The sequence below is a fragment of the Pseudomonas sp. JL23 genome (assembly GCF_056933585.1).
This window is the reverse complement of the sequence record NZ_CM167795.1, coordinates 6,236,370-6,248,229: the sequence shown is the minus strand read 5'-3', so window position 1 is coordinate 6,248,229 and position 11,860 is coordinate 6,236,370. Positions and strand designations below refer to the sequence as shown.

The 11,860-nt window shown below is 62.3% G+C and carries 10 protein-coding genes and 1 riboswitch; of the genes, 4 read left to right on the top strand and 6 right to left on the bottom strand.

Going from position 1 to position 11,860, the window contains the following annotated elements; genetic code table 11:
• Window positions 1-76 precede the first annotated feature (76 nt).
• From AC1Z24_RS28740 to AC1Z24_RS28725, 4 genes are read right to left on the bottom strand one after another with little or no spacing between them, the layout of a single operon-like run.
• Window positions 77-1,036: a metal ABC transporter ATPase gene (locus AC1Z24_RS28740; protein WP_483743679.1), complete on the bottom strand. Its 960-nt coding sequence runs from the start codon at window positions 1,034-1,036 to the stop codon at window positions 77-79.
• Between the two features lie 36 nt (window positions 1,037-1,072).
• Window positions 1,073-1,888: an aldo/keto reductase gene (locus tag AC1Z24_RS28735; RefSeq protein WP_483743678.1), complete on the bottom strand. Its 816-nt coding sequence runs from the start codon at window positions 1,886-1,888 to the stop codon at window positions 1,073-1,075.
• Window positions 1,885-3,060 carry an NAD(P)/FAD-dependent oxidoreductase gene (locus AC1Z24_RS28730; protein WP_483743677.1) on the bottom strand — a complete coding sequence of 392 codons (1,176 nt, stop codon included), beginning with the start codon at window positions 3,058-3,060 and terminating at the stop codon, window positions 1,885-1,887. The genes AC1Z24_RS28735 and AC1Z24_RS28730 overlap by 4 nt, the downstream gene beginning before the upstream one ends.
• A 49-nt stretch (window positions 3,061-3,109) precedes the next feature.
• Complete coding sequence (locus AC1Z24_RS28725; protein ID WP_483743676.1) at window positions 3,110-3,442, bottom strand: DMT family transporter; 333 nt, start codon at window positions 3,440-3,442, stop codon at window positions 3,110-3,112.
• 93 nt (window positions 3,443-3,535) lie between these two features.
• On the opposite strand from AC1Z24_RS28725, the gene AC1Z24_RS28720 reads away from it, so the two are divergent.
• Both AC1Z24_RS28720 and waaA read left to right on the top strand, forming a co-directional pair.
• Window positions 3,536-4,414 carry a LysR family transcriptional regulator gene (locus tag AC1Z24_RS28720; RefSeq protein WP_259104409.1) on the top strand — a complete coding sequence of 293 codons (879 nt, stop codon included), beginning with the start codon at window positions 3,536-3,538 and terminating at the stop codon, window positions 4,412-4,414.
• A gap of 14 nt (window positions 4,415-4,428) precedes the next feature.
• On the top strand, window positions 4,429-5,703 hold the full coding sequence (gene waaA / locus AC1Z24_RS28715) for a lipid IV(A) 3-deoxy-D-manno-octulosonic acid transferase (protein ID WP_483743675.1): 1,275 nt from the start codon (window positions 4,429-4,431) through the stop codon (window positions 5,701-5,703).
• A gap of 143 nt (window positions 5,704-5,846) precedes the next feature.
• Here the strand turns inward: waaA and AC1Z24_RS28710 are convergent, their stop codons facing one another.
• A complete protein-coding gene (locus AC1Z24_RS28710; protein ID WP_483743674.1) occupies window positions 5,847-7,286 on the bottom strand; it encodes a TolC family outer membrane protein in 1,440 nt (479 codons plus the stop codon).
• A gap of 151 nt (window positions 7,287-7,437) precedes the next feature.
• A riboswitch (TPP riboswitch) is annotated at window positions 7,438-7,541 on the top strand.
• Between the two features lie 156 nt (window positions 7,542-7,697).
• Here AC1Z24_RS28710 and thiC point away from each other — a divergent pair.
• The gene (gene thiC, locus AC1Z24_RS28705) at window positions 7,698-9,587 is read left to right on the top strand and encodes a phosphomethylpyrimidine synthase ThiC (protein ID WP_483743673.1); all 1,890 of its coding nucleotides are present in this window, start codon (window positions 7,698-7,700) and stop codon (window positions 9,585-9,587) included.
• A gap of 150 nt (window positions 9,588-9,737) precedes the next feature.
• Window positions 9,738-11,027, top strand: coding sequence for a putative hydroxymethylpyrimidine transporter CytX (cytX, locus tag AC1Z24_RS28700; RefSeq protein WP_483743672.1), 1,290 nt, complete (start codon window positions 9,738-9,740; stop codon window positions 11,025-11,027).
• Here the strand turns inward: cytX and AC1Z24_RS28695 are convergent.
• Window positions 10,996-11,742, bottom strand: coding sequence for an RsiV family protein (locus AC1Z24_RS28695; RefSeq protein ID WP_483743671.1), 747 nt, complete (start codon window positions 11,740-11,742; stop codon window positions 10,996-10,998). The genes cytX and AC1Z24_RS28695 overlap by 32 nt on opposite strands.
• Window positions 11,743-11,860: the final 118 nt, after the last annotated feature.

The window sequence follows — 11,860 nt, the reverse complement described above, 5'->3', positions numbered from 1 at the left end:
AGCTGCCGAAGGCTGCGAATGGTTGTGTCTGACACTCCGCTATCGCAGCCTTCGGCAGCTCCTACAGGTTTGGGTTCTACTTACTCAGACTGCTGCGCGCCATCTGCAGCAGTTGCCGGGCCTTGCCGGTCAGGTTCTTGATCCCGCTTTTCTTCGGTGGCGTCAGGCCCTGCTGGCGTAGCCAGTCCTTCCAGCGAATCCGCTCGTCCCGCACCACCCAACCTTCCTGAGCCGCGAAGCTTTCCGCCAGATACAGCCCTCGAGTGCTGGCCGGGATCAGCTTGTCGCGTTTGAGGGTGTACAGCTCCGGCAGGGGTACGCCATTTTCCAGAGGCATCAGGTACAGGTCGGGCTTGCTGCGGTTGAGGCGGGCGACCAGTTGATCGTCTTCGAGCATTTCATCGACATGAAACAGGCTCAACGGACGAGCTTCCCTCGGTACTTCCAGGCGCAGATCGTAGATCAGTTGCAACGACGCTGTGGGCAGATGGACGTAGGCCCGTGGGCGCTCGATCAGGGTCATGTTGCCGCAACGCACTGGCCGCGCTGCGCCGGACAGCGGGGTCAGACGAAAGGGCATGGCCTCGCGATAGTGCAGGGCGGCAGCGTAAGGTGCGGGCAGCCAGGTATCGTTGAAGCGGCCGCTGAGCCAGCCCTGGGGTGTCTCGATCAGACACTCTTCGGCAACTTCCTGAATCGCCGTATGCAGCGGCAGCGCCAGTTCCTGGGCCGGGACGTAACCGGAAATCAGCTTGAGCACCACATCGCCGCGGTCCTGACGACGCTGGCGCACCAGTACCCAGTAATCACGGTTCTGCCAGCTCAGGGTCAGGCGTACGGAAACGCCAAGGTTGGCCAGCTCCGTGGAAAAACGCTCGCTGTCAGCTACCTCGATCTTGCGACGACGTTGCAGGGTCTGGGAGAAATTCAGCGGCATGCCGACGCTTTGGTAGCTCAGGCCTTCGGGGGTGGCTTCGACGAATAACGGCAGGGTTTTGAAGTTGCTGGGATTTTTCCGAATCAGGGTTCGCGGCATGTCGGCTCCTTCTTGCGTTGGGGTCGGCCGCCCAAATCAGGCTTGACGGCGAATGACAGCTGCAGCAACGGCTGCATTATGGGCCAGATGCAGCGGGTTGATGGTCCCGACAATAGCACCGGCAACGCCCGGATGTTGAAACAGTAACGTGAAACTTGCTTCGACCCGATCAACGCCTGGAGTCAGGCAAATATGCCCGCTGGCCAGGGCCTTTTTGATCAGGATGCCTTTGTTGTGTTCGCCAGCGTAGTCCAGCACCGGCTTTTCGGCCTGCTCGTTGAGGTTATAAGTGACCATCGCGCAGTCACCGTCGCGCAGGGCGAGCAGGCCGCCTTCTACGGTCTTGCCGGAAAAGCCGAAGCCGCGGATCTTGCCTTCGGCCTTGAGGGCGGCCAGGGTCGGGTAGACGTCGCTGTCGTTGAGAATCGCCAGGTCGTTGCCGTCCGAATGCACCAGCACCAGGTCGAGGAAATCGGTTTCCAGACGTTTCAGGCTGCGCTCCACCGACATGCGCGTGTGGGCGGCGCTGAAGTCGTGGCTCGACTGGCCTTGCTCGAACTCTTCACCGACCTTGCTGACAATCACCCAGTCGTGGCGCTGACCACGCAGCAGCGGGCCCAGGCGCTCTTCGCTGGTGCCGTAGGCCGGTGCGGTGTCGAGCAGGTTGATACCCAGGTCCCGGGCCTGGCCGAGCAGCAGGCGCACGACGTGGTCATCAGGAATGGTGAAGCCGTTGGGGTATTTCACCCCTTGGTCGCGGCCCAGCTTGACCGTACCCAGGCCCAGGGGCGAAATGTTCAGGCCGGTGCTGCCCAGAGGGCGATGCAGGCCGTGCAGGGTTGGCAGAGTCATGGCAGCAGTTGGTCCCAGATCGGTACGGCGCGCGGCGGGCGCGGCAATGTCGGTAGCGACGGCTGTGGCGTCGGGTGGATTTCGTCATGGGCGAGGGCGCCCAGCACCCGGTCGGCGAAGTCCGGCACCAGGGCCAGTTTGGTCGGCCAGCCGACCAGCAGGCGGCCTTGCTGATGGAGGAAGGCGTTGTCGGGGCGGGTAAGGCCGCTTTGTGTCGGCTCGGCGCGGTCGACGCGCAGGGTCGCCCATTGCGCCTGGCTCAGGTCGATCCACGGCAGCAGGCCGGACAGTTCCTTTTGCGCGGCGGCAATCTGCGCCGCTGGCGCGCGCGCCACGCCTTCGGCTTCGGCAACATCACCGCCCAGATACCAGACCCATTGGCCATCGGCCGCCGGATGAGTGGTCACGGTGATACGCGGCTTCGGTCCGCCGCCCAGACAGTGGGCGTAGAGCGGTTTGAGGGTCGGCGCCTTGACCATCACCATGTGCAGCGGACGGCGCTGCATGGTGGGCTGGACCACGCCCAGGGCGCTGAGCAGGTCGGCGGTGCCGGCACCGGCGCTGAATACGATGCGCTGGGCGATGATGTCGCGGCCATCGACGCGCAGGCCGATCAACTCGTCGCCATCACGCAGCGGCTCGATGGTTTGCCCGGCGAGCAGGCTGTCCCCGGCGAGTTCGGCCAGACGATCAAGCAGGCTGGGCACATCGACGACCAGCTCTGCCAGGCGATAGACCTTGCCTTTGAATTTTGGGTTTTGCAGCGCGGGCGGCAGTTCGTCGCCCTTGACCTGATCGACCCGGCCACGCACGGCCTTGCTGGCGAAGAAACTGGTGAGGTTGCCCGCCAGGGTGCCCGGCGACCACAGGTAATGGGCTTCAGAGAGCAGGCGCACGCTGGACAGGTCCAGCTCGCCCTTGCCCGCCAGGGCCTCGCGCCAGCGACGCGGCATGTCGGCGATGGCCTCGGAAGCGCCGGAAAGGGCGCCATGCAAGGCGTATTTGGCGCCGCCGTGGATGATCCCCTGCGACTTCAGGCTTTGTCCGCCACCCAGGCTGGCGCTTTCGACCACGACCGTGGAAAAGCCCTGACGTCGCAGGCGGGCGTTGAGCCAGAGACCGGCGGCACCGGCGCCGACGATCAGGACGTCAGTGGAAATAGCAGAAGGCATGGGCACCTCAATGGCGACAAGAATGCCGCCATTATAGGGGAATGGCCCTTCAATGCCCGGCGGTTTTCGAGAACAGCTGGATAACCAGCACACCTGCGACGATCAGCCCCATGCCGAGCATGGCCGGAATATCGAGCTTCTGCCCATAGATGAACAGCGCGGCGATGCTGACCATGACGATGCCCATGCCCGCCCACACGGCGTAGGCGACCCCCACTGGAATGCTGCGCACCACCAGGGTCAGCATCCAGAACGCGATGGCGTAACCGGCGATTACTAACAGCAGCGGCACAGGCGTACTCAGGCCCTTGACCGCTTTCATCGAAACGGTGGCAATGACTTCACAGCATATGGCAATGGCCAGCAGGTAGTACGCGCTCATGGTGAATCTCCTCTGCGATGGCCCGCATTTTAGTGATTGCCCAGATGGGGTAAAGTCATTACCTATCTGAAATAAATATAGGTTGCCGCTGCCATGCAATGGAATCTTGAGCATATCCGCCTGTTTGTCAGCGTCGCCGAGCAGCGCTCCTTTTCGGCGGTGGCGCGGGATATGAAGCGCGCGCAGTCGGCGGTCAGCAATGCCATCGCCTTGTTGGAGGCGGACCTGGGCGTCAGCCTGTTCGATCGCAGCAGCGGGCGTCAGCCACGCCTGACCGAGGCGGGCAGTGCGTTGCTTGAAGAAGCGCGGGAGGTCTTGCGTCAGTGCGAACGTCTGGATGGCCGTGCCCTGGCTCTGCTGCGCGGAGAGGAAGCGCGCCTGCGCCTGGCCCATGACGAGGCGATGCCTTATCTGCCGGTCCTCGATAGCCTGGAAGCCTTGGCTGAACGTTATCCCAGTGTCGAAGTGCAACTGGCCAGTGCGGCTCAGGGCGACGTGGCACGCAAGTTATTGGAACGGCGGGCCGACCTGGGGCTGCTGTTTCACCATGAGCAAATGCCCGAAGCATTGGAGCGTCAGGTGCTGGGCAGTGTCGAGATGGTCACGGTCTGTGCCGTTGGTCATCCACTGGCATCCGAGCGGCGTATTGGTCGCCAGCAACTGGCTCGTCATCGGCAGATTGCCCCGCAGCAGAGCGGTTATCCCGGCAGTGAGCAGCTCAGCCCGCAAATGTGGCGCGCCGACAGTTTCTACTTCATGGCCGAGCTGCTGATGCGCGGGTTGGGCTGGGCCTGGCTGCCGCGCCATGTGGTGCAGTACCCGGCCTATCAGAACCTGATGGTCGAACTGGTCAGCGACTGGACGCCGCCGTCACTGGTGGTGGAAATGGTCTGGCGCCGCGACCAACCCTTGGGACCGGCCGCGCGTTGGCTGGCCGAATGTTTTGCAAGGCATTTGCGGGCCATTGGCTGATAGACTTCGCGCCCATGAATAGAACGCTATATACCCTGCTGTTTCATCTCGGTCTGCCCCTGGTGGCGCTGCGCCTGTGGTTGCGCGCGCGCAAGGCGCCGGCTTATGCCAAACGTATCGGCGAGCGCTTCGCTATCGGCCTGCCTGTCATGCAGCGCGGCGGTATCTGGGTGCATGCGGTGTCGGTGGGCGAGAGCATCGCCGCAGCGCCGATGATCCGCGCGCTGCTGCAGCGTTATCCACAGCTGCCGATCACCGTGACTTGCATGACGCCGACGGGCTCGGAGCGTATCCAGGCGCTGTTCGCCAACGAGCCGCGCATTCAGCACTGCTATCTGCCTTATGACCTGCCGTGGGCGGCGGGGCGCTTTCTTGAGCGTGTGCAGCCGTGCCTGGGCGTGATCATGGAAACCGAGCTGTGGCCCAACCATATCCATCAGTGTGCCAAGCGCGGGATTGCGGTGGTGCTGGCCAATGCCCGGTTGTCCGAGCGCTCGGCCCGTGGCTATGCCCGTTTTGCCGGGCTGACCCGGCCAATGCTGGCTGAAATGAGCCTGTTCGCCGTACAGACCGAAGCCGAGGCCGAGCGTTTCCGTGCCCTGGGCGCGCGGCCCGAGTGCGTGACGGTGACCGGCTCGATCAAGTTCGACCTGACCATCGACCCGCAGTTGCTCGAACGCGCCAGCGAGTTGCGCGAACAATGGCAGGCCAGCCAGCGTCCCGTGTGGATTGCTGCCAGTACCCATATTGGCGAAGACGAGAGCGTGTTGGCCGCCCATCGTCAACTGCTCGCCAGCCATGCCGATGCGCTGCTGATTCTGGTGCCACGCCACCCTGAACGTTTCGACAGCGTGTTCGCTCTGTGTCAGCAGCAGGGCTTCAGCACCGTGCGCCGCTCCAGCCGGCAGTTGGTGGATATGTCGACCTCGGTGCTGCTCGGCGACAGCATGGGTGAGCTGCTGTTTCTCTATGCCCTGGCTGACAGCGCCTTTGTCGGCGGCAGCCTGGTGCCCAACGGTGGGCATAACCTGTTGGAGCCGGCGGCACTGGCCAAGCCGGTGTTGAGCGGGCCGCATCTGTTCAACTTTCTGGAAATCGCCGCGATGTTGCGCAATGCGCAGGCGCTGGTTGAGGTCTGCGATGGCGTCAGTTTGGGCGCCGCCGTGCAGCGCCTGTTCGAACACCCACAGCAGGCCCGGCAGATGGCCGAGGCAGGGCTGGCGGTGATGAAGGCCAATCAGGGGGCGTTGAATCGGTTGCTGGGGGGGATTGCGCGGTTGATGCCTTAAAGGAGTTGCGCTGAACATTGTGGGACCGGCTTCAGCCGGGAAGAAGAACGCACAGACGATAGACAGGTGTCGTTTGTACAGACCTCTTCCCGGCTGAAGCCGGTCCCACATTTGTCTCTATATCTGCCGGGTAGGTTCGACGATCATCGCTTGCCCGGCTTATCGAAGTTCTTCTGCGCCAGGGTCGCCAGGTCCGGTGGCAGGAAGTCTTTGTCCGGGTTGTAGTCGGCCTTGAGGTAATGCGACAGGTCCTGCAGGTCGCTGGGGCTCAAGGTTCCGGCGGCCTGTTTCAGGCGCAGGTTGTCGATGATGTAGTCGTAGCGGGTGTTGTTGTAATCGCGCACCGAGGCATAGAGCTGACGCTGGGCGTCGAGCACGTCGACGATGTTGCGCGTACCGACCTGATAACCGATCTCCGTGGCCTCCAGAGCGCTCTGGTTGGAAATGATCGACTGCTTGCGCGCCTGCACCTGCTCGACATCGGTATTGACCGCGCGGTGCAGGTTGCGGGTGTTTTCCACCACCTGGCGGCGCAGGCTTTCGCGCTGCTGCTCGCTCTGGCTCAGGCGCGCATAGGCTTCGCGCACTTGCGAGCTGGTCAGGCCACCGCTGTAGAGCGGGATATTCAGTTCCAGGCCGATGCTGCGTTGTTCGACGTCGCCGCCATAGTTCTGCCCGGTGTAGTTGGGGTTGCTGAAGCCCAGGGCGTCGTTGTCGCCGCGCTTGTAACTGACCACCGCATCCACGGTCGGCGCATGCCCGGCCTTGCGCTGGCGCAGGGTTTCTTCGGCGGCGCTGACCGCGTAGTTGCTGGCCTGCAGATTGAGGTTCTGCTGCGAGGCGGTATCGACCCAGGCTTTGGCGTCGTTGGGCGTCGGCGGCAGCACCGGCAGGGTGTGAACGATACCTTCGATGGCGTTGTAATCGCGGTTGGTCAGTGTTACCAGGGCCTGGAAGGCGTCCTCGACCCGCTGCTTGGCCACAATCCGGTTGGCCCGGGAGGTGTCGTAACCAGCCTGAGCCTGGAGCACGTCGGTCTTGTCCGACAGGCCGACGTCGAAGCGTTCGTTGGCCTGGTCCAACTGACGCTTGAACGCCGCTTCTTCGGCCTTGGCCGTCGCCAGGTTGTCCTGGGCGCGCAGCACCGAGAAGTAGTCCGTGGCGCTTTGCAGGATCAGGTTCTGCTCGGTCGCCGACAGCTGCAAGGCGGCCTGTTCATTAACCGCTTTGGCGGCCTTGAGCTGGAACCAGCGGTCGGCGCGGAAAACCGGTTGGGCCAGGGTGGCCTGATAGACCACGCCGCTGCGGGTCGCGGTAACGTCCGGGCGATCGATGCTGGTGCGGGTGTTATTGATGCTGCTGCCGGCGGACAGGTTCGGCAGCAAACCGGCACGGGCCTGGGGCACGACTTCCTTGCGCGCATCGTAGTCGGCGCGGGAGGCTGCCAGGTCGGCGTTGTTGCTCACCGCCTCGTTGTAGACATTGACCAGTCCGGTCTGGATCGGCGCGGGGAGTTCGGCTGCCCAGGCCAGACCGGTGGAGGCACACGACACGGCGACAGCCAATGAAAGTTTGCGCAGCATGGTGCATTCCCTGTTCGTAATTGTTCTGGCCCGCAATAGGCTAGGGAGTGTAGTGGCAGAGCTGTCCTGCAAACAATCCGGCATATCGGCCATTTATCGAAGGATTGAGCATAAGACTGGCGTTTTGGCAGCGGCAAAGTCTAGACTTGCCCCGTTCTTGTCGGGGTGCCTTGCGAAGAGGCTGAGATCGGTTATCCGGATCCCGTTGAACCTGATCAGGTTAGCGCCTGCGTAGGGAACAAGATTTCTCGTCTCCCGGCGAGTCCTCTTGAGTGCCGTCCGGGGTCGATTGTTCAAAAAATGAACAATTCTCCGCTGCTCGTCATTCAGCACTGCTCAAGGTGCGTCCGTCCGTCATTCAGGTTCTCCCTCCGACAAATCAAGCCGCCGCTGATGTCTGGAGAGCCCGTGATGAGTACAAAAGCAAAAAACACAATTCATTTGAGTGAGTCTGCCCAGGTCGACTCGGGATCGGTACAACCGTTTACCCGCTCGCAAAAAATCTATGTCCAGGGTTCGCGCCCGGACATCCGCGTGCCGATGCGCGAAATCACCCTTGATGTCACACCGACCGACTTCGGCGGCGAGATTAACGCGCCGGTTACCGTCTATGACACGTCTGGCCCGTACACCGACCCCAACGTCATGATTGACGTGCGCAAAGGCCTTGCCGACGTGCGCTCGCCGTGGATCGATTCGCGCAACGACACCGAGCGTCTGCCGGGCCTGAGTTCCAACTTCGGCCAGCAGCGCCTGAACGACGCCGAATTGACCGCCCTGCGTTTCGCCCATGTGCACAACCCGCGCCGGGCCAAGGCTGGGGCCAACGTGAGCCAGATGCACTATGCGCGGCAGGGCATCATTACCGCCGAGATGGAATACGTCGCCATCCGCGAAAACATGAAGCTGCAGGAAGCTCGCGCTGCGGGTCTGCTCAAGCAGCAGCATGCCGGTCACAGCTTTGGCGCGAGTATCCCGAAGGAAATCACCGCCGAGTTCGTCCGCGAGGAAATCGCCCGTGGTCGCGCGATCATCCCGGCCAACATCAACCACGTCGAACTGGAACCGATGATCATCGGCCGTAACTTCCTGGTGAAGATCAACGGCAATATCGGTAACAGCGCACTGGGTTCTTCCATCGAAGAAGAAGTGGCCAAGCTGACCTGGGGTATTCGCTGGGGTTCTGACACGGTCATGGACCTGTCCACCGGCAAACACATCCATGAAACCCGCGAGTGGATCATCCGCAACTCGCCGGTGCCGATCGGTACGGTGCCGATCTACCAGGCCCTGGAAAAAGTCGGCGGTGCGGCCGAAGACCTGACCTGGGAGCTGTTCCGTGACACCCTGATCGAACAGGCCGAGCAGGGCGTGGATTACTTCACCATTCACGCCGGCGTGCTGCTGCGCTATGTACCGCTGACCGCCAAGCGTGTGACCGGTATCGTCAGCCGTGGCGGTTCGATCATGGCAAAGTGGTGCCTGGCGCATCATAAGGAAAACTTCCTTTACACCCATTTCGAAGACATCTGCGAAATCATGAAGGCCTACGACGTCAGCTTCTCGCTGGGTGATGGCCTGCGTCCGGGCTCGATTGCCGACGCCAATGATGAAGCACAGTTCGGCGAGCTGGAAACCCTGGGCGAGCTGACCAAGATCGCCTGGAAGCACGACGTGCAGACCATGATCGAAGGCCCGGGCCATGTGCCGATGCAGCTGATCAAGGAGAACATGGACAAGCAGCTGGAGTGCTGCGATGAGGCGCCGTTCTACACCCTCGGCCCGCTGACTACCGATATCGCACCCGGCTACGACCACATTACCTCCGGTATCGGGGCGGCAATGATCGGCTGGTTCGGTTGCGCCATGCTCTGCTACGTCACGCCCAAGGAACACTTGGGCCTGCCGAACAAGGATGACGTCAAGACCGGCATCATCACCTACAAGATCGCCGCCCACGCGGCCGACCTTGCCAAGGGCCACCCCGGTGCGCAGATCCGCGACAACGCGCTGAGCAAGGCGCGTTTCGAGTTCCGTTGGGAAGACCAGTTCAACCTCGGCCTGGATCCGGACACCGCACGCTCGTATCACGACGAGACCCTGCCGAAAGACTCGGCCAAGGTCGCGCATTTCTGCTCCATGTGCGGGCCGAAGTTCTGCTCGATGAAAATCACCCAGGAAGTTCGCGAATACGCGGCCAATCAGAAGATCGAGGCGCTGGACGTGTCGGTGGAAGAGGGCATGCGCGAACAGGCTGAGCGGTTCAAGCAGGAAGGTAGTCAGTTGTACCAAAAAGTCTGATTTGAAATAACTCTGTGGGACCGGCTTCAGCCGGGAAGGCGCCAGTACATTCGATACATATCTATTGTCTGCCCCATTGCCTTCCCGGCTGAAGCCGGTCCCACAAGGTTTGCGTCAACCCAAAGAATTTTGTTCCTCCGAGATAACAACATGAACACACCCGGCACTTATTCCCCCGATATCCCCGTCCCCGCAGGCAAGCGTGTCTTCGGCGGGCGCGATCTGTTTTCCCTGTGGTTCTCCCTCGGCATCGGCCTGATGGTTTTGCAGACCGGGGCCTTGTTGGCGCCGGGCCTGGGGTTGTCCGGCTCGTTGTTGGCGATTGTCCTCGGCACCCTGGTGGGTGTCCTGCTGCTGGCGGCGGTGGGGGTGATCGGCAGCGATACGGGCCTGTCGTCCATGGCCGCGCTCAAGCTCAGCCTGGGCAATCGCGGCGCGGCCTTGCCTGCGGTGCTGAACCTGCTGCAACTGATCGGCTGGGGCGCGTTTGAAATCATCGTCATGCGCGATGCCGCCAGCCTGCTTGGCGCCAAGGCGTTTGCCGAAGGCAGCCTGTGGGCCAATCCGCTGCTGTGGACACTGATCTTCGGTGCCCTCGCGACCTTGCTGGCCGTCAGCGGGCCGCTGACTTTCGTGCGGCAGGTGCTGCGCAAGTGGGGCATCTGGCTGTTGTTGGCGGCGTGCATCTGGCTGACCTGGAACCTGTTCGCCAAGGCTGATTTGGCAGCGCTCTGGGCGCAGGCCGGTGATGGCTCGCTGCCGTTTGCCGTGGGTTTCGACATCGCCATCGCCATGCCGCTGTCGTGGCTGCCGTTGATTGCCGACTACTCACGCTTCGGCAAGCGCGCCGGTGGCGTCTTTGGCGGTACTGCGCTTGGCTTCTTCATCGGTAACTTCTGGCTGATGGGCCTGGGCGTGGCCTACACCCTGGCGTTCGCCCCGAGTGGCGAGACCAATGCCCTGCTGCTGGCTCTGGCCGGTGCCGGGATGGGTATTCCATTGTTGCTGATTTTGCTCGACGAGTCGGAAAACGCCTTTGCCGATATTCACTCGGCGGCGGTGTCCAGCGGGATTCTGTTGAAAGCCAAGGTCGAGCATCTGGCCTTGGCCATTGGCGTGATCTGCACCCTGATCGCCTGCCTGGCGCCATTGGCGCAGTACCAGAATTTCCTGCTGCTGATCGGCTCGGTGTTTGCGCCGCTGTTCGGCGTAGTGCTGGTGGATCACTTCATTCTGCGTCGGCGCAGTGCCCAGGTCCGGGCCGCGGCGTTGAACGGCATGGCCCTGCTGGCCTGGCTGGGCGGTCTGGCGACCTACCATCTGCTGGCCAATCTCTACCCCAACGTGGGTGCAACACTGCCAGCGCTGGTTGTGGCTGGCGTGTTGCAGTTCATGCTGGGTAAAGCCTTCAGCCGCGGCCGGGGAACAGTTCCGGCTTGAGGATGCCATTGAGCTGCGGATAAGGAATCTTCAGCTCGATGTGGCCCATGGAGTAGGGCGCGATGGTGTCGACCTGATACTTGAGGATCAGGCCGCCGTAGGTCAGGGCGATGTGCGGGGTCTTCTTGAACGGCCAGGTTTGCAGGAACTGGCTGTCCTGATCCATTTTCACGCTGATCAGCCACGCCTGATGCGCCAGTTGCGCCTTGTCCCAGAACGCCTGTTCCTGGCCCGGCACCAGCATGTCGGCCAGGGTCAGCACCTTGTGTTGCTGGCGCGAGTAGTTGATGAAAGCGCGGCCTGGCGTGCCGTGGGCGCCGCCGGTGTCCAGATAGCTGGACAGCTCAACCACCACCAGACCGTCATGCTGCTCGCGTACCTTGGCCTGCAAGTAGCTGTTGATATGGCCTTGGCTGTCGCGCAGGAATTGCTCCTGATAAGCCTTGAGGGTCGGCTGCACCGGGCCACCGCTGTCGCTGCGGGTCAGTTGCAGCAGCGTGCGCTCGACGATGGCGTCCAATTGCGGCTCATCGGCAAAGTGCACGGTATCAATATTGACCAACGGGCATTCGGCGCTGGTGCAGCCCGGCTTGATCACTTCGGAGGCATCGCGCTGGACTGCCAGCGGGGTGCGGTAGTTGGGTTGGAAAATGCTCTGGCAGGCGCCCAACACAAGGGCCAGCACAACCAGCGATGTAATCCTCAAAAACGACATTGATGTTCCTTGGCTTTGGCTATGGAGACGGTATCGCGAGGTGGTTTGACTGCGTATCCGGTGATCGGTTCGCCGTCCGGCGGATTAGAGTTCTTTTGTGGCCCCGGCGTCCAGTCCG

Coding starts and splice junctions, on each gene's coding strand:
- AC1Z24_RS28725 (WP_483743676.1), bottom strand. CDS start 3,442: ATGAGCGCGTACTACCTGCTGGCCATTGCCATATGCTGTGAAGTCATT.
- waaA (WP_483743675.1), top strand. CDS start 4,429: ATGAATAGAACGCTATATACCCTGCTGTTTCATCTCGGTCTGCCCCTG.
- AC1Z24_RS28710 (WP_483743674.1), bottom strand. CDS start 7,286: ATGCTGCGCAAACTTTCATTGGCTGTCGCCGTGTCGTGTGCCTCCACC.
- AC1Z24_RS28695 (WP_483743671.1), bottom strand. CDS start 11,742: ATGTCGTTTTTGAGGATTACATCGCTGGTTGTGCTGGCCCTTGTGTTG.
- AC1Z24_RS28720 (WP_259104409.1), top strand. CDS start 3,536: ATGCAATGGAATCTTGAGCATATCCGCCTGTTTGTCAGCGTCGCCGAG.
- AC1Z24_RS28735 (WP_483743678.1), bottom strand. CDS start 1,888: ATGACTCTGCCAACCCTGCACGGCCTGCATCGCCCTCTGGGCAGCACC.
- AC1Z24_RS28740 (WP_483743679.1), bottom strand. CDS start 1,036: ATGCCGCGAACCCTGATTCGGAAAAATCCCAGCAACTTCAAAACCCTG.
- thiC (WP_483743673.1), top strand. CDS start 7,698: ATGAGTACAAAAGCAAAAAACACAATTCATTTGAGTGAGTCTGCCCAG.
- cytX (WP_483743672.1), top strand. CDS start 9,738: ATGAACACACCCGGCACTTATTCCCCCGATATCCCCGTCCCCGCAGGC.
- AC1Z24_RS28730 (WP_483743677.1), bottom strand. CDS start 3,060: ATGCCTTCTGCTATTTCCACTGACGTCCTGATCGTCGGCGCCGGTGCC.